The 20,948-nt window shown below is 56.0% G+C and carries 20 protein-coding genes; 4 read left to right on the forward strand and 16 right to left on the reverse strand.

Going from position 1 to position 20,948, the window contains the following annotated elements:
- Positions 1-44 precede the first annotated feature (44 nt).
- Positions 45-1,493: a transposase gene (locus RGB73_RS25445; protein WP_310764996.1), complete on the forward strand. Its 1,449-nt coding sequence runs from the start codon at positions 45-47 to the stop codon at positions 1,491-1,493.
- On the opposite strand, the gene RGB73_RS25450 is transcribed toward RGB73_RS25445, so the two are convergent.
- Both RGB73_RS25450 and RGB73_RS25455 read right to left on the reverse strand, forming a co-directional pair.
- Positions 1,490-2,452, reverse strand: coding sequence for a stalk domain-containing protein (locus RGB73_RS25450; RefSeq protein ID WP_310765809.1), 963 nt, complete (start codon positions 2,450-2,452; stop codon positions 1,490-1,492). The two genes, RGB73_RS25445 and RGB73_RS25450, sit on opposite strands and share 4 nt — an antisense overlap.
- A gap of 27 nt (positions 2,453-2,479) precedes the next feature.
- Positions 2,480-3,520 carry a S1C family serine protease gene (locus RGB73_RS25455; RefSeq protein ID WP_310765810.1) on the reverse strand — a complete coding sequence of 347 codons (1,041 nt, stop codon included), beginning with the start codon at positions 3,518-3,520 and terminating at the stop codon, positions 2,480-2,482.
- 178 nt (positions 3,521-3,698) lie between these two features.
- On the opposite strand from RGB73_RS25455, the gene RGB73_RS25460 reads away from it, so the two are divergent.
- Complete coding sequence (locus RGB73_RS25460) at positions 3,699-4,181, forward strand: cysteine dioxygenase (RefSeq protein ID WP_310765812.1); 483 nt, start codon at positions 3,699-3,701, stop codon at positions 4,179-4,181.
- Positions 4,182-4,357: 176 nt separating this feature from the next.
- Here the strand turns inward: RGB73_RS25460 and RGB73_RS25465 are convergent, their stop codons facing one another.
- The 7 genes from RGB73_RS25465 to RGB73_RS25495 form a co-directional block, all read right to left on the reverse strand.
- A complete protein-coding gene (locus RGB73_RS25465; RefSeq protein WP_310765814.1) occupies positions 4,358-4,582 on the reverse strand; it encodes a sulfurtransferase TusA family protein in 225 nt (74 codons plus the stop codon).
- A gap of 12 nt (positions 4,583-4,594) precedes the next feature.
- Positions 4,595-5,656: a YeeE/YedE thiosulfate transporter family protein gene (locus RGB73_RS25470; protein ID WP_310774541.1), complete on the reverse strand. Its 1,062-nt coding sequence runs from the start codon at positions 5,654-5,656 to the stop codon at positions 4,595-4,597.
- 221 nt (positions 5,657-5,877) lie between these two features.
- Positions 5,878-7,194, reverse strand: a complete 1,317-nt coding sequence (locus tag RGB73_RS25475; protein WP_310765816.1) for a globin-coupled sensor protein — start codon at positions 7,192-7,194, stop codon at positions 5,878-5,880.
- Between the two features lie 226 nt (positions 7,195-7,420).
- Positions 7,421-8,209 (reverse strand): hypothetical protein, encoded by a 789-nt coding sequence (locus RGB73_RS25480; protein ID WP_310765818.1) that lies wholly within the window; start codon positions 8,207-8,209, stop codon positions 7,421-7,423.
- 141 nt (positions 8,210-8,350) lie between these two features.
- On the reverse strand, positions 8,351-10,396 hold the full coding sequence (locus tag RGB73_RS25485; RefSeq protein WP_310765820.1) for a molybdopterin-containing oxidoreductase family protein: 2,046 nt from the start codon (positions 10,394-10,396) through the stop codon (positions 8,351-8,353).
- A 168-nt stretch (positions 10,397-10,564) separates the two neighbouring features.
- Complete coding sequence (locus tag RGB73_RS30695; protein ID WP_396136142.1) at positions 10,565-11,296, reverse strand: AMP-binding enzyme; 732 nt, start codon at positions 11,294-11,296, stop codon at positions 10,565-10,567.
- A gap of 30 nt (positions 11,297-11,326) precedes the next feature.
- Positions 11,327-12,511, reverse strand: a complete 1,185-nt coding sequence (locus tag RGB73_RS25495) for an AMP-binding protein (RefSeq protein ID WP_396136143.1) — start codon at positions 12,509-12,511, stop codon at positions 11,327-11,329.
- 397 nt (positions 12,512-12,908) lie between these two features.
- On the opposite strand from RGB73_RS25495, the gene corA reads away from it, so the two are divergent.
- Positions 12,909-13,844: a magnesium/cobalt transporter CorA gene (corA, locus tag RGB73_RS25500; RefSeq protein WP_310774545.1), complete on the forward strand. Its 936-nt coding sequence runs from the start codon at positions 12,909-12,911 to the stop codon at positions 13,842-13,844.
- A 17-nt stretch (positions 13,845-13,861) separates the two neighbouring features.
- On the opposite strand, the gene RGB73_RS25505 is transcribed toward corA, so the two are convergent.
- The 6 genes from RGB73_RS25505 to RGB73_RS25530 form a co-directional block, all read right to left on the reverse strand.
- Positions 13,862-14,956 (reverse strand): HD-GYP domain-containing protein, encoded by a 1,095-nt coding sequence (locus RGB73_RS25505; protein ID WP_310774546.1) that lies wholly within the window; start codon positions 14,954-14,956, stop codon positions 13,862-13,864.
- A gap of 148 nt (positions 14,957-15,104) precedes the next feature.
- A complete protein-coding gene (locus RGB73_RS25510) occupies positions 15,105-15,407 on the reverse strand; it encodes a YunC family protein (protein WP_310765822.1) in 303 nt (100 codons plus the stop codon).
- Positions 15,408-15,485: 78 nt separating this feature from the next.
- Positions 15,486-15,725 carry a DUF6154 family protein gene (locus RGB73_RS25515; RefSeq protein ID WP_310765825.1) on the reverse strand — a complete coding sequence of 80 codons (240 nt, stop codon included), beginning with the start codon at positions 15,723-15,725 and terminating at the stop codon, positions 15,486-15,488.
- A 44-nt stretch (positions 15,726-15,769) separates the two neighbouring features.
- Positions 15,770-17,209, reverse strand: coding sequence for a bifunctional metallophosphatase/5'-nucleotidase (locus tag RGB73_RS25520; RefSeq protein ID WP_310765827.1), 1,440 nt, complete (start codon positions 17,207-17,209; stop codon positions 15,770-15,772).
- Positions 17,210-17,236: 27 nt separating this feature from the next.
- Positions 17,237-18,061 carry a sulfite exporter TauE/SafE family protein gene (locus RGB73_RS25525; RefSeq protein ID WP_310765829.1) on the reverse strand — a complete coding sequence of 275 codons (825 nt, stop codon included), beginning with the start codon at positions 18,059-18,061 and terminating at the stop codon, positions 17,237-17,239.
- Positions 18,062-18,124: 63 nt separating this feature from the next.
- The gene (locus RGB73_RS25530) at positions 18,125-18,976 is read right to left on the reverse strand and encodes a DUF72 domain-containing protein (RefSeq protein ID WP_310765831.1); all 852 of its coding nucleotides are present in this window, start codon (positions 18,974-18,976) and stop codon (positions 18,125-18,127) included.
- 51 nt (positions 18,977-19,027) lie between these two features.
- On the opposite strand from RGB73_RS25530, the gene RGB73_RS25535 reads away from it, so the two are divergent.
- Complete coding sequence (locus RGB73_RS25535) at positions 19,028-19,477, forward strand: Mov34/MPN/PAD-1 family protein (protein WP_310765833.1); 450 nt, start codon at positions 19,028-19,030, stop codon at positions 19,475-19,477.
- On the opposite strand, the gene RGB73_RS25540 is transcribed toward RGB73_RS25535, so the two are convergent.
- Positions 19,453-20,856, reverse strand: a complete 1,404-nt coding sequence (locus tag RGB73_RS25540; protein WP_310765835.1) for an aspartate kinase — start codon at positions 20,854-20,856, stop codon at positions 19,453-19,455. The two genes, RGB73_RS25535 and RGB73_RS25540, sit on opposite strands and share 25 nt — an antisense overlap.
- Between the last annotated feature and the right edge of the window lie 92 nt (positions 20,857-20,948).

Consider the following 20,948-nt stretch of genomic DNA (forward strand, 5'->3'; position numbering starts at 1 on the left):
GTCGAATTTATATCGTAACACGATGATCGAAAGAGTGATTGAACATGAAAGCCTATAAGTCATCGGCTATCCAGCCTCAGATGTTCCAATTTGTGGATATGGATGAACTCGTACCGAAAAAGCACATCTTGCGCCAACTGAACGAAGCGCTTGATTTTTCCATCGTCCATGATTGGGTGGCGCCGCTGTATACGGAACGTACCGGACGCCCGGCGGCTGACCCGGAGCGGATGGTTCGACTCATGCTGCTTTCGTATTTGTTCAACCATTCCGAACGGGAATTGTATCAACTGTTGCCCATGCATGGGGGCTACTTGTGGTTTTGCGGACTGGATTTCGAATCCGTCTTGCGCCCGGATCCATCCAGGCCGTCCCTGCCGGATCGGACGACCTTGGTGAAGACCCGGAAATTGTGGCGAAAACACGGTATTTTCGACACGCTCATGAAACATGTCGTCGATCAGTGCATCGCCGCCGGACTGGTCCAACCCGATGTAGATGCGGGAGTCGACGGTTCCCAAGTACGCGCCAACGCTTCTATCCACAGCTTGAAAGAAATCACTCTGGCACCTGTGGAGTCGATTGAAGACTACCTGGCTCGCATGGCCCGGCAAGACGAGCAACCCGAAGGTGACGCCGCTGATTCCGATGATGACAGACGGCCGCCCGCACCGCCCACGCGAACAGAACGGCGTCTGGAAGACGAAGCGACACATGAAGATTTTCATGGCAAAAGGTTCTCGAACAAGACCTACCGCAGCGTGACGGACCCGGATGCTCGCTTGTACAAAAAGAGCAACGGTCAGGAAGCGCATTTGCGGTATTTGGTGCATCATGTGACGGATGTCAAATCCGGCGTCATTCTGTCTACGCAAGCGAGCATCGCGTCCGGAACGGCTGAACGCGAGACGAGCTTGCAACAGCTGGCCGCGATCCGTTTTGCCCATCCGCAAATCCGGATTCGCACGCTTTCTGCCGATAAAGCCTACGGTACGACAGATTATCTGCAAGCGCTGTTCGAGCAAGGGATTATTCCTCTGGTTTCGCTTCGCAACCTGGCACTGGAAGATGTACCGACTTGGAAACGCCAAACGAACGATCCGAAGAAACAACGCAAGCGTCTGGCCAAAATCCGAGAAATCCAAATCCGCAACAAAGCCAAACAAATTCAGCTCAAGGGTTCTTACCGTCATCTGCAAAAGTTACGGACGCGGTGCGAGCATGTGTTTGCCGAAAGCAAAGTCGCGCATGGCCTGGGTCGCGCGCGGAGCCGCGGCCTGGATTGCATGCAGGAGCAGGCACTGCTCACGGCAATCGTTCAAAATCTGAAAAAACTATGCCGGTTTAAGAAGAAACGACCCCAAACCGGTATTTCGGCATGTCCAAAACCGAAATCCGTGATGATGGAGGCGGTGTCGGACCTGCTCATTTCGGCGTTGGTTGGGTTGTTTTCCTCTTTTTTCATGCCGAAGAGACGGATACAACTGACTTAAATCACCGGACTTTTAGGGAAGGACAAGGAAAAGCTGTCGAGCAAATCTTTATAGCTGTTGTACTTGGCCGGATTGCGGAAGTCTGCCTCGTCCTTGATCTCCAGTGTCACGTAGTAAATCCTTGTGCCGCTCTGGTAGGCTCTCTCTTCATTGATTCCGCCGTCGTCCCCTTTGGAAATCAGCCGAGCGTACGGCTGCGTAGGATCGTTGACGTATCCTTTGGACAATACCGGATATTCCGTCGAGTCTGCGAGTCTTGTGAGCAGACCGTTTCCTGACAGGTTTTCCGGCTGCCCGTCCACGATGTAGACGTACAGCCGATACGCTTCCTTGGCATCGCTGAAGCTGACGAAGTCTCCCTGGAAGCTCTGGGCATTTTTGATCAACCCTGTCGGATACTTCATGTGCCAGCCGTAATAGCTGTCGCCAATCAGCGTCTTCCCAATGTCGCTGTCCAGAGAGACATCTGTCCGGGCGACCTCCTCCTGCTTGGTTCCGACCAGGCTGACGTCCTTTGTCTTGGCGTCCGTCGTGACCGCAATGCCCATGACCTGGTTCAACAGCGTGAGCGGCACCATCGTCTTGCCGTTTTTCACCTCGGGCGAAGCCGTCAGCGTCGTCTCCCTTCCGTTGATCCACGCCTGCTTGCTGCCTGCCTTCAGCTTGATGACCTTGCCGTTGTAGGACATTTCAATCATCTGATTCTGGCTGTCGTACTGCAAGGTGGCGCCAAAAGCGGCCGTCAGCAGACTGAGCGGAATCATCGTCGTTCCCTGGGACACGTAAGGCTGCTCGATCGCGATTGCCTGCCCGTTGACGTTTGCCTGGGCGGCGTTCAATTGGAGCTTTACTTCCACGCTTCTGTCAGAATGCTCCGCCGCCGATACCGACTGATTCGTCAGCAGGGCCGCCGACAGAGCAGCTGTCACGCAAAGCATTTGCCATTTCCTCTGAATCATCCGACTCTTCCCCCATCCTTTTCCTTGCTACGGTTTCGTCGCGAACGTCACTTTGCGCTTGATCAAGTCGCCTCCCGACTGCGCGACGATTTCCACCGTCTGCCCGGGCAAGTACCGCTTGAGCAGCTCGTTGAACTCGACGACCGTCGTGAACGGTACCTGGTTGACCGAATAAATGACATCTCCTGTCTGAAAGCCCGCCTTCTCTGCCGGAGAACCCGGGTCCACCCTGACCACCCGCAAAGGCTCCTTGGTCGGCAGTCCCACGACTGCTGCCCAGCTTTCCTCCAGCTCCGCACCCAAGTAAGGCCGGTTTACTTTCCCATATGTAAAAAAGTGGCTCATGACGTACTGGGCGGTGTCAGCCGGGATAGCGAAGCTCAAATTGTCGATCCCCACCGAGACGAATTTGAGCGAATTGATCCCGACTACTTCTCCCTTGAGATTGACGAGCGGTCCCCCGCTATTTCCAGGATTGATGGAAGCATCGGTTTGAATCAGGCGGTAGGTCGAGTTGACGGAACGGTCGACTCCGCTGATGATCCCCGCCGATGCCGAATTGCGAAGCGAGACCGAAATCGGCGTCCCGATCGCCACCACGGTTTCCCCTACCTTGATGGAATAATTGGGAGCGAAGGTGGCTGGCGATAGTCCCGTAGCAGCAATTTTCACCAAGGCCAAGTCGCTCTCCTCGTCCATATTGGTCACCGTCCCGGCGAACTGACGGCCGTCGACCGTGATGACGGTCAAGCTGTCCATCTCTTTTACGACATGCGCATTCGTCAGGATCCAGCCGTCAGCCTTGACTACCAAGCCCGTCCCATGCGCCAGATTGAAGCGGTTGTCTCTCGCAGCTCCTCTCCCGTCTGGCTTCCCCACGATCGCGACAACACTCGGCGACACGCGGGCGATGACACCGGGAATGTCCGTCTGTGCGGCGGTCAAAGCTGGCTTCGTTGCCGGAGCAGGCGTTTTGGCCGGCCCAGCCGCATGGGCCCACGGAGCACAGACGCTTGCGGCCGCGAGGGCAATTAGCCCTCCTGCCAGCAGGCATTTTTGTCTCTTCATCTTCAACATCCCCCACCGGTTTCTTTCACTACCATCCGTATACTGCCTGCTTTTCATAGCAAATGGGCCGCTCATCTCACAGAGGCGACCTGTCTCCTCCTGATGCTGACGTTCTCACCGCTTCCCTCTTCGTTTCATATTCTGATGATAAACAAGATTTCCGCTTGGGAGGTTTCACATGATTCATGCCCTACTGGAAAAAGCATTCGGCTCCCTGTCTTCTCCTACCCCTGCTGAGCTCGGATCGGCCCTGGTCTCGCTCCCGCTCAGCCTCGACACGATCATCCCGTACCTTCCGCAGCCGGCGGACCTTCCCTATGGACGCAAGGTTTTGCTCGCCACGGAACACGTTGAAATCGTCCTCATCCTGCTGCCTCCCGCCCAGGAGTCGGCTCCCCATAATCACGGCCAGTCGTTTGGCTGGGAATGGATCCTTTCCGGGGATCTTACCAACGTCATCTATACGCTTTCCGAAGACGGGCTACGCCCGGAACAAGCCTTCACGGTCGGCGCGGGAGAAAGCTGCTTCGTCGCTCCCGGAGAAATTCACGCCATCGCGAACCGCGGAGATGTCCCGGTCGTCTCCCTCAACGCCTATTCACCGCCGCTGCGCCACTGCCGGCAATTCCAAGCAGAGCAGAAGGGTACTCCTATAATTTAACATATGTGCCTGTTATTCCTTCCATGTCTGCGAACTGCCAAGCTGTATTTCGAACACGTATCTGCTCCCCCGTCTCAGCTCTGCCAAGAAAGAAAAACTCCCCGCTGACCGGTACCCGGTTTCATCCCAGCAGATGAACACCAGCACCCAGTCAAAGGGGAGCTCTTTTTGATTCCCTATTTCTTTTTCACAGTGATGGTCCAGGACGCATCATCCAGTTGTTCGTAGCGTGTAATGGAGTGGCCTGCTTCCGCTGCCCACCGCGGGATGCTCTCGGTCGCCTGCGTGCAGTCGAAATCGATGACCAGCTCATCGCCGCTGCTGAGCGTCTCCATCTTTTCTTTGGCCTCAATCAAAGGAAAGGGACATACCATTCCCAGCACTTCCAGTTTGTGTTGCATTTGCGATTCCTCCTAAGCGGTTGTCATGCTTGCGCTCTGCAGCTTTTTCGCCTGAACGCGCGGACGTACGTACACGAAATACGAAGCCGTCCACGTACCCAGTATGATGAAAAGCAGCGATACCCAGCCTTGCCATGTCATCATCGCGGTCATGACCAGCCCGTTTCCGATCGAGCAGCCGCCCGCCAGGCTGGCGCCAAAGCCCATCAGGATCCCGCCCGAGAAGCTGGAAACGGCGGTCTTGGCATCGGGAGCGCGGAAGCGAAACTCGCGGCTCGCCTTGGCAGCGAAAAAGGATCCCAGCAGAATCCCCAGGACGAGGAACACGCCCCAGTTTACGTACTTCTCGCTGTTTCCCGTGACGATGTACTGCAAAATGTTGGCGGACGGCGTCGTGATCCCCAGCCCGGACATGCGCCCGGTCGCCTCGCTCAAGGGCCAGGCCAAAAGGGCGATGAGCCCGACGAGAACAGCCGTCGCAAAAGGATGCCAGCGCTTTTCAAACAGCAGGTGAGATAGTCCGCTTCGCTTTCGCGGCAACGACGGAATCGGCACCTTTGGCTTTCGCAAGTGACGAACGGCCAGGTAAAGCGTGATGGCCGCAAGCAAGATGATGAACGGCCACACCGAGAGGCCGAACGTCGCCGGAATCGAATTGGTCGGCAATGCGTACTGTTTGAACGCGTCGTTGATCGGCACCAATACTCCGCTTTTCATGACTGCGCTCATCAGCATGTAAGCAAACAATGCGATCCAGCTGCCGATCAATCCTTCACCTGCACGATACCACGTTCCCGTCGCGCATCCGCCTGCCAGCACGATCCCGATCCCAAACACGAACGAGCCCACGATTGTGCCCAGCCAGGAAAACGTGCCCGCTTTAAACTGGAGCAGTCCCATTTGAATCAGGGCAAACACGCCAATGCTCTGAATGGCAATGGCGATCAACAGTGCATAAAACATGCGGTAATCCTTGCTCAAAAACATATCCCGGAAGCCGCCGGTCAAACAAAAGCGTCCCCGCTGCATCACGAAGCCGAGCAACGCTCCGCACAATAACCCTGTGAAGATCATTTGTCCCAACATGTTTGTTTCACCTCTATAATTCCGACTAAACTCATGAATAATTAATGTTTTTCATTTTAGCACAAGTACAGTGGGAGTCAACAGTTAATTCCGACAGCCTGACCAGGCATTAAACCATCAAATGCTCTCCGATTTCTCGCAAAACAGAAGGCACATCGCCGGTAAAACGGGATGTGCCTTCATGCAAAACGGTATAATTCCTACTATGATTACAGGCTTTCGGTAATTTCCGAGAGTTCGTCCGCCGAGCTGGCTACTTGTGCGACTGCCTGATTCATATCTTCCATGACCTTGAAGAAGTTTTCCAGCTCTTTTTGAATTTTGGCGCTTTGTTCTTTTCCTTCCATGACGGCTGTCATGATGCCTTCGAAAAAGGCGTTGGTCTCCTCGGTCATCGTCGTGCTGGAAAGAACCAGCGACTGGATCTCTCCCACGACCGTCGACAGGGCGCTGGTCTGCTGATTGGTCTTTTCGATCAGTTCTCTCACGCCGAAAACCGACTGCTTCGTCTGCTCCGCCAGCTTGCGCACCTCATCGGCTACCACCGCGAAGCCGCGGCCCTGCTCGCCTGCCCGGGCCGCTTCGATAGCGGCGTTCAATGCCAGCAGATTCGTCTGTTCCGCAATGGCGGTCACGACATTGACGATGCCGCGTATTTTTTCCGCATTTTCTTCAAGGGCGCCCATTTCTTCCGCGATCTGCTTTGCACTGGTCTGAATCAGCTCCATCTGCACCTGCTGCTTCTCCAGCTTCTCCTTGCCCTCCTGAGAGAGCTGATGCGCCTTGTTTGAGAAATTCGTTCCGTTCTCCGCGAAGCGAAGCACTTCCCGCGACTGTTCGGTCAGTTGCTCTACCGAAGCGCTGTTTTGCTCGGATACTGCTGCGAGCTCATGCGCCGAGTTGGCCAGCAGGGAGCGAAGCTCATCCTTTTTCTCCTGATCAAGTCGGCGCAGCCGCTCGTGCTCCTTCTCGTATTCTTCCAGGACGATCTGCTGCTCGATATTGAGGATCTTGGTCACCGCCTGAACCGCATGGACGAATTCCTGCTTGTCCGGAATGCTCTGATGGAGGAGATCCATGATCGAGATCAGCAGGTTTTGGAAGGCACACATGTACCATTTCGGCTCCAGCCCGATGCGCATGTGAATGACGGCGATCCGGCTGCGCTGCTCGTAATAGTCCCGGTCGATTTTCCCGCTGAACATCTCCTGAATGTGGCGATTCAGCGTCTGCTTGAGCCTGTCGATACTGCTGTGCTTCTCGACGATGGACATGAGCAGCTGTTCTTTCTCGATATTTCCATAAAAAAAATCGACTATTTTGTCAATATTTCGAATGATCAATGGCTGAAGCGCTTTTACGACAGTCAAATCTTGCTCTGTCAGCCGAATTTGGGACAGCTGCTTCGCCAATTGAGACCCCGAATCGATATGCACTTCTCCCTTGTCCTTGCTGTCTCGAAAAAAAGATTCGTTTTTCGCTTTTCCTTTGAAACCGAACAAACTGGAAATCGGGCTTGTACTCATTGGGCGGACTCCTTCTTATGAATGGGTATTCAGCGTAGTTCTCATCGTACTATACTATAAATTTTTCCAAATGGGTATATCCATTGGTTTTTCTCTATATTCCCAATGCCAGCGCTGTGTAAACAGACGGCATGCTTCCTTGAAACCATGCAAGAAGGCCGCACCTGTTTGCTGCCGGACAGATACAGCCTCCCGCTCCCCATTCCGCTTGCTTTTTTCCTGGATTCTATCGCTGCGCTTTTTTCACCGTGACACGCTCCAGCTTCCAACCGTTGTTTTCCCATTTCCACGTCGATTCCACGTAGGCGATTGTGTCGGCATTGTATACCCCGCTCACCCTCTGTACGCCATTGAGTTCGCAGGTGCCGTCCGGACGCTCGACCGGTTTCAAGACGCTGAAGGCATTCGGCATCACCTCGACTGGCTGCTGCAGCTTTCCGTTTTTGTAGATGCCGTCTTTTTCATAGATGTCTTTCCGATCGCTCAGGTCCAACACGACGTTTTGATTCGCCTCCTTGACTGTCAGCCGAACCTTGTAGCCGTCCTGATAGGAGCCGGAGATGGTCAGCGGTTGGGGTACGGACAGCACCGCCGGAATGTGTTCCTTGTCCGAGAACAGATAGTAGTCGGATGTTCCCGAGCTGCCTCCCGTAGGCGCCTGAAGCAGGATTTGCTTGGTCCTGTTTCCTGTAAAATCGCAAAAATAGAGCTCCGGCTGATAGCCTCCATACGTCGCTTGAAAAAAGGTCGCCCTCTTCTTCACCGGGTCCTGCACCATCACCTTGAGCTGATCGTAATACGGACTGCCCGGGGCAAAACGTTTGCCCAAAAGCGTAATCAGTTCCGGCTTGCCGTCGCCCGTCACATCCTCCCTCGCCACCTTTACTTCCTCGTAAATGATCGGAGCGGGAGCGATTTGACCTGCCTGCGGAGGCGGTACCGACACCCCGGAGCTCCCCGCTCCGAATCCCCAAACCAGGCTCCCCAAAATGCCGATCCACTTGCTTGCCCACATATGTAGATTCCACCTTTCGATTTTTGCTGGCATTCCTAGTATGCAAAAAAACAGCTCCGTCAAGCCGAAAGGGCCGAAGCGAAGCTGTTTTGATCTGCCGTACCGGAGTTGCCTGGCAGGACATCGGGTGGGCAAACAAATTTATCTGGCTACTTTCTCCACGTTCACGCGGCCGGAGAAAAACGTCGCTCCGCCTCCCATGTCCGCGATGCGATCGGGGGTAAGAACATTCACGTGATGCTTGGCGCCCGGCTTGTCGGCCCAAAGTCCCTGGCTCACCACGACGCCTTTCAATACGCTTTCCCCTACGGATGCCGTCAGCTCGCACTCTCCGCGATCATTCCACACCCGCACCAAATCTCCGTCCGCGATGCCGGATGCCTGTGCGTCGGCCGCATTCATATACAAGCGCGGAAACTTTTCCAGCTGTACGTGTTTTGCGTTGTTCGAGAAAGTCGAATTGAGGAAGTTGTGATTCGGCCCTGGCACGTACTGATACGGATAGCTGCTTTCCACGACCAGCGGTGTGTACGTCGGCAAAGGCGGGTAGCCGAGCGCCTCGAGCTGCTTGGAATACAGCTCGATTTTTCCGCTGGGGGTCGGCAGCTGCTCAAAGAAACGCTTGTCGACAGCGGCTTTGAGGTAATTTTTTTCGACCAGCTCCTCATAAGAAATCGAGGCGAGGAACGGATTGGCCGGAAAGTCCAGAGCCTGGCGAATCATGTCCTCTTCTGTATCGTCGAACATCTCGTCCTCGAAGCCCATGCCCTTTGCCAGCAAGCGGAAGACTTCCACGTTTGACTTGCTCTCCCCGTGCGGAGCGATCACCGGCTTTTGGAGCTGCATGTAATGATGCCAGTACGACGTGTAAAAGTCCGTATTTTCAAAGGCGGAGGTCGCCGGTAGCACGATGTCGGCGTAGGCCGCCGTTTCCGTCAAAAACAGGTCGTGCACGACGGTGAACAGGTCTTCCCTCTCCAACCCCTTTCTCACCTTGTTACCTTCCGGTGCGACCAGCGCCGGATTGCTGCTGTACACGTACAGGGAGCGAATCGGCGGATCCAGCTGCAGCAGGGCAGTGCCGATCGCATTCATGTTGACCCGGCGCGTCTGCTTGTTCGCTAGCACATCCGGGCGTTGCAGCGCCTGCTTGTTGTGTTCCAGAAATCCTTTGTTTCCTTTCATGCCTCCTCCGCCCGACACGAGCCATTGACCGGTCAAGGCAGGCAGACAAGCGATCGTCCGTACGCACATCCCGCCGTTGTCATGGTGCTGCAAGCCATTGCCGATGCGCACCAGGGAGGGCGAGGTCGTGCCGTACAGCCGCGCCAGGCGGTAAATATCCTCGGCAGGCACGCCCGTAATGGCCGAGACGGTGGAAGGATCGTATTGCTTGACGTGTTCGCGGAGCTCCTCGTGTCCGACGGTGTACGTCTCGAGAAACGCGCTATCGACCATGTTTTCCGCAAAGAGGATGTGCATGATGCCCAGCGCCAGCGCTGTATCCGTCCCGGGCAATACGGGTATGAACCAGTCGGCCCAACGTCCCGTCTGGTTTTTGTGACAGTCGATCACAACGATTTGCGCGCCGTTTTTGCGGGCTTTTTCGGCCAGCATGACCTGGTGCATGTTCGTGCTTACGGCGTTGATTCCCCACATGATGAACAGCTTGGTGTGAACGGTCTCTTCCGGGTCTGTGCCGTAATTGGCCCCCATCGTATAGTTGTATCCCACGCCACCTGCCGCATTGCAGATCGTCCGCTCCAGGCGGCTCGCCCCCAGACGGTGGAAAAACCGAAGATCCATCGATTCTGCATTGAGCCTGCCCATGTTGCCGTAAAAGCTGTACGGCAAAATGCTCTCGGGTCCGTATGCAGAAACAAGCTGCTTCCAATGGAAGGTGATGGTCTCGATGGCTTCGTCCCAGCTGATCGGCTCAAACCGGCCCTCGCCTTTGACTCCGACGCGCTTCAGCGGCTGGGTGAGCCTTTTCGGGTCGTAGATTCTTTCCGCCATATGGCGAACTTTGTTGCAAATGCTTCCCTGTGTCACCGGATGGTTGGGATCTCCCTCCACCTTGACGATTTTCCCGTCCTTTTTATGCACCAGCAGTCCGCATTGATCGGGACAATCCAGTGAGCACACCGAGGGGAATACTCCGTTTGGTTGATCCACGTATGATTTCATCGCTCGTCTCCTCCCAGGTTCGATGCCAGACAGTATTTTCTCTCTTTTCTCACTTTAACACATGTGGAAGGGAGCTGCATGACCACAAATGATTGCCTGCAAAAGGAAAACTCCGCCAAAAATGCAGGCTCGCACTCCTGGCAGAGTATCCCGTTCTTTCTCACTTCGTTACTGATCCACCGCGTGTCGTTTCGGCAGACCTTCCAGCGCCCCCGGATTCATCAGGCTCGACGTATCTCCCAGCGCCTCGCCCAAATACCGCTGCTTGATCAGACGGCGCATGATTTTTTGCGTGCGCGTCTTCGGCAGATCCGCGACCACGTGAATCTCAGCCGGTTCGTACGGCTTGCCCAAAGCATTCGTCACATGCCGTTTGAGATCGCTCGCATCTATGCTCTCCCCTGGCTTTTGGACGATGAACAGCGCGATTTCCTCGCCCCTCACCGCATGGGGGACGCCGATCGCCGCCGCTTCCAGTACCCCTGGATACTGGTTGACCACGTCTTCCAGCTCGCCGGGTCCCGTCCTTCTGCCCGATACCTTGATCACGTCGTCGGCACGCCCGTGATGGAACCAATACCCTTCCTCATCCACCATGACCATGTCTCCCTGCCACCACATGTGCTCTCCCAACGGAAAATACGTGTCCAGGTAGCGCTGCCGATTTTTCCAGAACCCGCGCGTCTGCGCCGGCTGCGGCACGGTGAAGACCAGATACCCCTGCTTGCCGGCCGGCACCGGATAGCCCTCTTCGTCCACGACCCTCGCCCCTACCGCCGGCGTCGCCCCCAGGCATGTCGCCTTTTGCGGCGTGATGCAGGTCGAGGACAAAATTTCCGCAAACACTTCGGTGCCCCCGCTCCCGTTTATGATCGGCGCCCTTCCGTCCGTCCACGACAAATACCACGTCCACGTCTCTTCGTCGATCGGCTAACCCGTGTGCCCCAAAATGCGGAGCGAGGAGAGGTCGGCAGCCTTCCGCGCGGATTCTCCGTACGTTTTCAGCATCCGCAGCGCCGTCGCCGGTGCACCGAATACCGACACCTTGTACTTGTCGATGATCTCGTACAACCGGCCTGGGTGAGGGAACATCGGGCTGCCTTCGTAAATCAGGAATGGTGCCGCGACGCTGTGCGCGGAGAAGAGCGGCAGCTGTCCCATCATCCAGCCGAAGTCGGTGACCATCGTAAACAGATCGTCGGGATGCGTATCGTACACGAACATCCCTACCTCGGCCGTCTTCACCGCAATCCCGCCGTGCACATGAACGATCCCTTTGGGGCTGCCCGTCGTCCCGGACGAATAGCTGACCATGCAGGGCTCCTCCGCATCTGTCTCTACCGTCTCGTACTGATCCGAAGCCGCCTCCATGACCTCATTCCAGTGCCAGTCGCGTCCAGGCGCAAGCACCGCCTTCCCTCCCAGACGTGCCGCGACGACGACGCTCTGCACCGAGGGCGAGGTCTCCAGCGCTTTGTCCAGCACATGCTTCAGCAGTACCTGCTGTCCCCCGCGGTAAAATCCGTCAGCCGTCACGACCGCCCTGGCTTCCACATCCCGCAGCCGCACGGCCACCGCCTCCGGTCCGAACCCGGAAAAAAGGGGTACCGCGACCGCACCTGCCTTGTATATGCCGTAGAGGGCGATGACGGTCTCCGCAATCATCGGCATGTAGATAGCGACGCGATCTCCCCGCGCTACGCCGAGACTGCCGAGGACGTTCGCGAAACGATTCGCCTGCGCTTGCAGCTGTCGGAACGTAAACCGCACCTCTTCTCCCGCCTCGCCCTCCCAGAGCAGCGCCGGACGATCGGCCGCCGCCTCGCTTTGCGCCCATTTGTCCAGGAAATTATGAACGAGGTTGATCTTTCCCCCAACGAACCACTGCGGCCACGGCAGCCCGCCGGAGACGTCCACCACGGCGCTGTATGGCTTGGCAAACTCGATGTTGGCAAAACGGATGAACGCATCCCAGAACCAGCTTACGTCTTCTTCCGATCGGCGCAGCAGCGTCTCGTAATCAGCGATCCGCTCCTGCTCCATGAAGCGCCAAAGATTGCTGGTTTCGCGCTGTTCTTGCGAAGGCTCCCACACTACATTGCGTGTCCGCATCATTCATTTCCCCTCCACCTGATTCGAAATGATCTGAAAGCGCTTACCTTTCCATTATTTTCAACTGCTTGCTATTCTTCTGTCAATAGCGGACGGGATCGGGTACCTTTGCACGCAGACCTCTTCTTGGTCTGTATGGTAAAATCAACTAGATGTTTTTCGGAAAATGAGGGACACTATGTCCCGTCCGGCTCTCTATTCAAATAGACGAGCTGACGGTCATACGTATGAGAGGAGAGCAACGGAAGGGGTGACCTGCGAATGGACACGCCAGACCAAAAGCCGGTGGCAAAGCAGCCTCCCAGCCGCCAGGCGCTTCGAAGTGCCTATGAGCTGATTCTCGCCCGCATATGGCCGCGCATGAAAGACAACCAATCTACCTGCAGGAGAATCGACAATGATGAAGATTCGCTTGATCCAAAACGGATTGATCACAGAGATTGACGACGTGGAGGAAGCCGCTTCGGCTCCCAACAATGGATTTTTCTGGATCGATGCTACTCCGTTCGACCTCGATGTGCTGCAGCCCTTGTTCGGCTTGCACCATCTGGCCGTCGAGGACTGCATCGACGAGGAGGAGCAGCGCCCCAAGCTGCAAATATACAACGACCACTACTTTCTGGTCATCAACGGAATCGCTTTTCACGACCAGGACATTTTTTTGCGGGAGATCAATGTGTTCATCGGCAGCCATACGATCATCACCGTCACGAAGCAGGAAGCACCTGAATTCGCGGCGATGTTCCCCATCCTGCGCGAAAAGGAGGTAAACCGCCCCGATGAGTTCCTGTATCATCTGGTCGATCAGATCGTGGACCGCTACTTCGATGTGATCGAGAAAATCGAAGACTTGATCGAAGACCTGGAAGAGCAGATCCTGATGAATACGCGCAAGTCCCAGCTGGGCCAGATCATCGGGCTGCGCAGCGAAATTTTGTATGCCCGCAAGATGCTGCTGCCGCAGCGTGACCTGATCGAAGCCCTGCATCGAAAGGAGCTTCCCTTGATCCATCCGTCCATGCAGAAGTACTTCGGAGATATTTGGGAGGACTCCGCGAAAGTCGTGGAAAGCTTTGAGACGTTTCGCGAGCTCATCGCGAACTTGCGGGAAGCGTACCAGTCCTCCCTCGCTGGACGGGCCAACGACATCATGCGTGTCTTTACAGCGCTGACGACCATCTTCATGCCGCTGACCATCGTGACCGGCATTTACGGAATGAACTTTGAAAACATGCCGGAGCTGCACAGCCGCTACGGCTATTACATCGTGCTGGGGGTCATGGCGATGATCGGAGTGACGATGTACGTCATCTTCAAAAAGAAAGAATGGCTGTAGCGTCACAGGACGTGCGATCAGACAAGGTCGTCGCAGGAGGTGATCATGAGCGACAGCTTTTTGGACAAGTCGCACTCGTATGGCTGAGCCAATTCCTGTCCGTCTTCATCCACGAGAATGCGGATGATCGGACGGCTGGGCATCCCCTTGTTCGAATCCACGATAACCCCTGCCGCACCGGTATTCAGCGTGACGCTCAGTCCGATCGGATAAAGCGCGATGGTATCCCGCAAAGCCTCTACATACTTCTGGTCGAACAGCCTGTCCGAGCCGGAGAACAGAATCTCCATCGCCTCATGCGGGAGCATCCCTGGCCGGTACACCCGTCGGGACGTCAAGGCGTCAAACACATCCGCGACGGCCATCAGACGCCCGAACGGATGGATTTCTTCCTTTTTCAACTGGCGGGGATAGCCGGAGCCGTCCCAACGCTCGTGGTGCTGAAAGGCGCAATGGGCGGCAAGCAGCGGGATATCGTCTTGACGGCGCAGCATTTCGAATCCGATTTCGGTATGCTTTTTCATCAATTCGTATTCTTCCGCCGTCAAACTGCCCGGCTTTTTCAGGATGGTATCGGGAATGTGAATCTTGCCTATGTCATGCAGCATGCCGCCGATGCTGATCTCCAGCACATCTTTATCCGAACAGCCGGTTTTGATGGCGAGGGCGGTGCTGTACAATGCCACGTTGAAAGAATGCGTGAAGATGTAATTGTCAAAAGCGCATGCGTCCGCCAGCAAATTCATCGCGGAACGGGAAGCGCCAAGCTCGTCGGCTACGGCAGCCATCACCTGGGACAGCCTGCGTCCGAAAGCCTTGTCCGAAAAAATCTGCTGCCACTTTTGCGGAAAGTCATTGACTGAGCGAAAAGCCTCGTGGATGATAGACATCGCCGCTCTGCGCGTACTCTCGGAAATGACGTTCTCCACCATGATATCGTCTGTCCGTTTATCCTGAATGTACAGACTGGAGATATTTTTGTTTTTCAGCCTTTCAATCATTCGCTGGGTCAGCTCTACACCTGCCCCAACGAGAACCGTTCCGTTTTCCGAAAAAATGGAACGTGCCAGCGTGTCGCCGGGCTGGCATTTTTGAATGGATTTCAGTCTCATTTCCAACATTCGCCTTTCCTCAGGGTACCCTTATTATAGCGTGATTCGACGTGATTCTACATGGTTATTTTTTTGCCGTGTTCAAACTGCAAAACGCCTTTGCCGCAATCGACAAAGGCGTTTTTTGCTTGCGTATCCCTGGGAAAACTTACAGCATTTTGACAACGGCATCCCGTCCGAGCATCCCGGCCGTAATCCCGTGCTTTTCCGCCGTTGTGGTCACCGATTCCAGCGGCGCATCCAACAGCTCCTGAATCGTCTTCACCCCAACGGCTCGCCCCGCCAAAATCTCCCGGCTGGCGAGCCGTTCATTCAAGAGGCCTACATCCAAGGCCCCGCACATGATATAGCCGTTGTCTGTCGTCACAGCGAGCAGAGTTGTCTTCGGAAGGCGGACTGTCACCGCGATCGCCGTACCTTCCGGAAAATGAACAGGCACTACCTCGACCATTCGCGAACCCTCCTTTTTCTTTCCAGTCTTGGCGTTACCATCCTATGACATGGAAAAGAAATGTGTGTTTGCGCAAGGTCAGTGTACCAGGGCCGAGGGAGAGCGTTCCTCCTCCATCGCTACCTTGCGCTTCATGACCTCGATCATATAAGTCGCCAGCATGTGGAACAGCTCTTCTCCGTCCATCTCATCGATCAGATCGAGCAGGTCCTCTCGCGAATGCTCTTCCAGGATGCCGACGACAATCGCGGTGATGTCCTCTTCCGCACCGTTGAAATGGCCTTTGTACAATTCGTACAGTTCGTCGATAAACCGCATCGTTCGCTCCCCCCTCCCCGTTAGCATGCCCAACATTCCCTCATTCAGGATGGAGTCACCCTTTCCCATCTAGGAGAAAAGGAACGCTTTACAAGCGCCTGATCGCTCACCGTTTTGGCCACCACTTCCCTCAGCATCTGCGGAAGGAAAAACTGGATGCGGCTCCCTTTCAGCAGGTCGGGGAAGAGCCGGTTGTACATGAACATATCGACGGTCCCGACCCGGTATTCCTGCTTCAAATCCAGCGGCCGTTCATTCACCTCGATCTGGACGATGCGGGGACTTTCCCCGTCGACGTAGCGGATATGCAGTCCATCCACGCCCATCCAGCCCTCGATCTTTCCGCGAAAGCCGCAGCCTCTGAGCTCTCGCCTAACCGTCTCCGGCTGGATCGCCTGCTCGAGGACCCGCATCAGCTGCTCTCCCGTCAGGGTGACCGCGCATGCGGTGATCGGGTGAGGCAGGCTGTTCAGCAAATCGGCGAACGACACCTCCCCCTGGCGCAGGTCAGACAGAAGCAAACCGCCATTGGCCAAACCGATCTGGGCCCCGGTCCAGCTCCGTATGCTTGCCGCGAGAAACGAGCCGAACGGCGTCTCCTGCGTCCAATCCGCCTGAAGGTCGCACGCCAGACGGCCGACGGGACGCAGCAGCGCGTCCTTGGCGGCTTGCTGCTGCTCCTGCAAAAACGCGGCCAGCTCTTCGTCCGGCGGAAAATCCGCGGTCGCAAACAGCTCTGCGCGAACATCCGCCACCCGCCTGGCTGAGCGATCCCAGACAAGGCGTACGTGGCCGACATGTTGCCCGAATTTTCCGGTCTGGGCGATCAGCGTTTGTCCGACCCGCTCCCCGTTTGGCAAGGTATGGTGCGTATGTGCTCCGAGGATGACATCCAGTCCCTCTATTTCGGCAGCCAGACGGCAGTCGGACTGGTACCCCAGGTGGGACAAGAGGACGATGACATCCACCTGATCGCGCAAAACGGCGACCTGCTCGCGGATGAGGGACAGCGGCTCGCGGATGTCCCAGCCCATGCTGTTGTAGGACGGTGTAAAAGGTATCGTGACGCCCAGCAGCGCCACTCGCAGATCCTGCCATATATGGATGGCATACGGTACTGCCCATTTCGGCGTTTCGCCGGATTGCGGCTCCCGCAAATTGCCCGCGATTACCGTGAAGGCAGCCTTTTCGTACAGGCTGTCCAGTCTGTCCTTGGAGAGCGTGACACCCTCGTTGTTGCCGATCGTCACATACTCATAGCCGCTCTTGTTCATCACCTCGACATTGACTTTCCCGTAGCTCGCTTCGGATTTGATGTCCATGCGGTCTACATGATCGCCAATGTCAACTGTCAGCACATGCTCGCCCATCCCTTCCCACTTCTCCCGATGCCGGCGAAGGCACGTCGCAATCTGCGGCATCGTCGCAAAGTGGCTGTGCAAATCATTCGTGTGCAGCATGTGCAAGGTACAGGTGTCCGTCACGACTCTCCCCTCCCTCTCTATCCGCGCTTACCCGAGAATGGATTCCCCGATCATTTGGAGCGCGATGCCCAATATGAGCACGCGCAAGACGAGTACGATCGTCCGCCCCTTCATCTTGCTGGCCACAATCGCGCCGAGCTTTCCGCCCGCCCATGCCCCTGGCGCCAGCATGGCCGCGTACAGCCAGTCGACATTGCCGTGCCAGACGTTGGTCACCGAGCCGATCACCGCAGAGCAAAAAATAATGACCATCGATGTCGCTGTGGCGATGTGAGGAGGAAAACGGAACAGCACCATCATCGCCGGCACCATCAGCACTCCGCCTCCCACGCCGAACAGCGAGGAGGTAATCCCGACGAAAAACGCGATCAGGATCGCACTCCATCTGCTGTAGCCGTATTCGTATTCGTTCCCCTCATGGTCGACAAAATGGCGTTTGATGGGCCATTGGATATTCTTCGGCGCCAGTTTATCCTTGACCATCATCACCACGAACATCAGCAGCTGAAATAGACCGAACAGCAGCGTAAAACCACTTAATGGTAGTAATTTATTTAGGTAGACACCCACAATAGCACCTGGGGCACTGCCGATAAAAAACAGCATGGCGCTTTGCACGTCGACCTTCTTCTGCTTCAAGTACGAAATCGACGATGACAGCGCCGTCACACCGATGACGATCAGCGATGTGGCGGCCGCGACCTGCGGCGTCATGGAGCCTGGCTCGTAGGCGTTGGCAAAAAACAGAAGCGCCGGGACGAAAAAAATGCCCCCGCCCAAACCGGCGATGCTGCCGATTACCCCCGCTGCCACACCGATCAACAGGAACAAAACAGCGATTGCTGCGAGCATAACAAGACCTTCTTTCTCCATCGATCGCGGCATGCCATAGGAAGGCGAGGCCGCTTTGCGCGTTCAAAACAATTCCATCTGCTGCGGATTCAATCCGCTGGGGCGCACGCCGAGCATGTCCGAAAATTGCTTCGCATTTGCAGCGGCATCGCCCCCAGAGTTATTGTTGAACAAAATACACACTTCATCCGCCTCCTTGGCGATCTGTCTGATTCGCGGGACCCACTCGGCCAGCTCCTCCTCGGAGTAGCGGTACAAGTAACGTACATCCCGCCAGTTCTGACCTTCGCCCGGATCTCTCCAGCCAGCGCGGTTGCGCCCGTGAAATCGGACGAGGGAGAGCGTCGTCTGGGCTACGGCCGTGACGATCGGCACGCAGCCGTCGCCTACCTGCGGCTCGTCGCACACGACATGTGTCGCTTCCAGCTGGCGCAAAAAGTCCAGCGTGCGCTCCCGGTATTTATCGTCAAACCAGCTGCGGTGCCGAAACTCTACCGCAAATGGGTACCCGGACAAAGCCTGCCTGCACGCCTGGACGTACTGGACGTTTTCCCTCGTGCATGCAAACCACGGCGGGTATTGAAAGAGCAGCGTCTTGAGCTTGCCCGCTTCGACGAGCGGCTGTATGCTCTCGGCAAACTGACGAAACAGCGCTCTTCGATCCGCGTGGGCGTCTCCCCGCTGGTGTCCGGTCATCGCCTGATAGGCTTTGACGATAAAGCCAAAACGATCCGGCGTATCCCGGACCCATGCTTCATAATTGCGTTGTGGTAAAATGGCGTAAAAGGAGCTGTCTACCTCCACAATCGGAAAGTGGCTCGCGTAGACGGAAAGCTTGTCGCGGTTTTTGACCCCTTGCTTGTACAGCTCGTGTTGGTCTCCCCAGCCGCATACTCCTATCTGGATCGTGCTCATCGTCCTGAAACCTCCAGGCTCATTATGAATAAAGAAAACGGAGGACTCCCCATGAATCCACGCTGGTTGGGCGAACCCTTTGCGTTTAAGGATAACAAATTATGCTTGGCCCGAAAAGTGCACAAACGCCTCCTGGCAGAAGCCCAAGAGGCGTTTCCGTACGAGTATTCCGCTTTGCTGACGGGACGGGGGACGATCATTACCGGCCACATTCCCATGTCTTCAGCCGGGAAATCCTTGCACACTTTTACGTGGGACGGCGCCGCCTTCCTGAAGGCGTTGACCACCATCCGCGAAAGCGATCTCCAGTGGCTCGGCGTGCTGCATTCGCACCCGAGCTCTCCCCCGATTCCGTCCAGACGCGACAGCGACGAGTGGCATTATCCATCGCTCAGCTACTGGATCGTCAGCCTGGCATCCAGTCAGCCGCAGTGGCGCGTATATCAGTGGCAGAATGGAGCATTCGAAGCGAGATCCTATACGGTAGTCGACGCTACCTGAGCCGCCTGGGCGGACAGCTCTTCCTCGCAACCAAAAAACTCCTGATACAGGGCGATGACGGCTCGCTCGGCCTCTTCCGCCTTGACTCCGAACATCATGCTGACCTCGGACGAGCCTTGGTTGATCATCTCCAGATTGATTTTCGCCGCTGCCAGGGCGGTTGCAGCCCGTGCCGTGGTTCCCACCGACTGTCTCATGCCTTCCCCCACGATCATGACCAGCGCGAGGCCGTGCGTCACAGCGACATCGTCGACCGCGAGCTCCCGCCGAATCCGCTCGACGATGCGCTGTTCCTTGTCCTGTGTCAAGTCGCGCTCCCGCAGAATGACGGAAATATTGTCGATTCCGGATGGCGTATGCTCGTACGAGAGGCCTTCCTCTTCCAGAATCTGCAGCAGCTTGCGGCCAAAGCCGATCTCCTTGTTCATCAAATACTTGCTGACGTAAATGCTGCAAAATCCGCTGTCGCTGGCGATGCCGGACACGCGCTTCGTGGATGCGGGTGGTTCGCTGACGATCATCGTGCCGGGCGCGGACGGATTGTTGGTATTTTTGATGCAGACGGGGATGTCGGCCTGATAGGCGGGGATCAGCGCCTCTTCGTGAAATACTCCGAATCCCGAGTACGACAGCTCCCGCATCTCGCGGTAAGTGATTTCCTTCACTTCAACCGGATTTTTGATCAAATTCGGATTGACCACGTACACCGAGTCGACGTCCGTAAAGTTTTCATACACATCGGCCTTGACGGCTGCAGCCAGAATCGAGCCCGTAATGTCGGATCCGCCCCGCGAAAACGTCACCAGCTCCCCCGCTTTTGTATAGCCGAAAAATCCCGGAAACACCGTGATTCCACTCCAGTCCCGAAGCGTGGCCAGCTGTTCGTAGGCTTCCGGCAATACATGGGCGTTGCCTGCCTCGTCGGTGACGAACAGGCCTGCTTCGAGGGGGCTTACGTAGCGGGCTTCCTCACCCAAATGGCGCAGGTAGTGGGCGACGATCTTGGCGCACGTATCTTCCCCCGCCGCTTTGACCGCATCCATGAACCGTTCGGCAGACAGCCCCTGCTGGTTGGAGAGCACGGCTTCCAGCTCCGCTTCTACCTGGTCGCCGACCTCAGCCGGCAGCTGCAGGCCAAGGACGATCTCCCGATAGCGCGAGAAGATCGCTCGTTTTTCGCTCGGTCCCTCCCCTGTTTGCAAATAGCGGTCCGCATAGCCGATCAACAGGTCGGTCACTTTTTCATCCTCTTTGAACCGCTTACCGGGCGCGGACACGACGATCAGGCGTCGCTGCGGATCCGCCTGTACGATCTTGCACACTTTTTTTATTTGTTCTGCATTCGCAAGTGAAGTACCGCCGAATTTTGCAACCTTCATGTTTTCTCCTCCGTCTGCCTATCTCTTCAACCGATCTTTTTACAGGCAAATCTGATACTAGATTAAGGTATCCTCCTTAAAAGCACAAGTGT

Source organism: Brevibacillus brevis (genome assembly GCF_031583145.1).
Classification (GTDB): domain Bacteria; phylum Bacillota; class Bacilli; order Brevibacillales; family Brevibacillaceae; genus Brevibacillus; species Brevibacillus brevis_E.

Bases quoted from the DNA above. Each gene is read 5' to 3' on its own strand.
- RGB73_RS25445 (WP_310764996.1), top strand. From the start codon at position 45: ATGAAAGCCTATAAGTCATCGGCTATCCAGCCTCAGATGTTCCAATTT.
- RGB73_RS25450 (WP_310765809.1), bottom strand. From the start codon at position 2,452: ATGATTCAGAGGAAATGGCAAATGCTTTGCGTGACAGCTGCTCTGTCG.
- RGB73_RS25455 (WP_310765810.1), bottom strand. From the start codon at position 3,520: ATGAAGAGACAAAAATGCCTGCTGGCAGGAGGGCTAATTGCCCTCGCG.
- RGB73_RS25460 (WP_310765812.1), top strand. From the start codon at position 3,699: ATGATTCATGCCCTACTGGAAAAAGCATTCGGCTCCCTGTCTTCTCCT.
- RGB73_RS25465 (WP_310765814.1), bottom strand. From the start codon at position 4,582: ATGCAACACAAACTGGAAGTGCTGGGAATGGTATGTCCCTTTCCTTTG.
- RGB73_RS25470 (WP_310774541.1), bottom strand. From the start codon at position 5,656: ATGATCTTCACAGGGTTATTGTGCGGAGCGTTGCTCGGCTTCGTGATG.
- RGB73_RS25475 (WP_310765816.1), bottom strand. From the start codon at position 7,194: ATGAGTACAAGCCCGATTTCCAGTTTGTTCGGTTTCAAAGGAAAAGCG.
- RGB73_RS25480 (WP_310765818.1), bottom strand. From the start codon at position 8,209: ATGTGGGCAAGCAAGTGGATCGGCATTTTGGGGAGCCTGGTTTGGGGA.
- RGB73_RS25485 (WP_310765820.1), bottom strand. From the start codon at position 10,396: ATGAAATCATACGTGGATCAACCAAACGGAGTATTCCCCTCGGTGTGC.
- RGB73_RS25495 (WP_396136143.1), bottom strand. From the start codon at position 12,511: ATGATGCGGACACGCAATGTAGTGTGGGAGCCTTCGCAAGAACAGCGC.
- corA (WP_310774545.1), top strand. From the start codon at position 12,909: ATGAAGATTCGCTTGATCCAAAACGGATTGATCACAGAGATTGACGAC.
- RGB73_RS25505 (WP_310774546.1), bottom strand. From the start codon at position 14,956: ATGAGACTGAAATCCATTCAAAAATGCCAGCCCGGCGACACGCTGGCA.
- RGB73_RS25510 (WP_310765822.1), bottom strand. From the start codon at position 15,407: ATGGTCGAGGTAGTGCCTGTTCATTTTCCGGAAGGTACGGCGATCGCG.
- RGB73_RS25515 (WP_310765825.1), bottom strand. From the start codon at position 15,725: ATGCGGTTTATCGACGAACTGTACGAATTGTACAAAGGCCATTTCAAC.
- RGB73_RS25525 (WP_310765829.1), bottom strand. From the start codon at position 18,061: ATGCTCGCAGCAATCGCTGTTTTGTTCCTGTTGATCGGTGTGGCAGCG.
- RGB73_RS25530 (WP_310765831.1), bottom strand. From the start codon at position 18,976: ATGAGCACGATCCAGATAGGAGTATGCGGCTGGGGAGACCAACACGAG.
- RGB73_RS25535 (WP_310765833.1), top strand. From the start codon at position 19,028: ATGAATCCACGCTGGTTGGGCGAACCCTTTGCGTTTAAGGATAACAAA.
- RGB73_RS25540 (WP_310765835.1), bottom strand. From the start codon at position 20,856: ATGAAGGTTGCAAAATTCGGCGGTACTTCACTTGCGAATGCAGAACAA.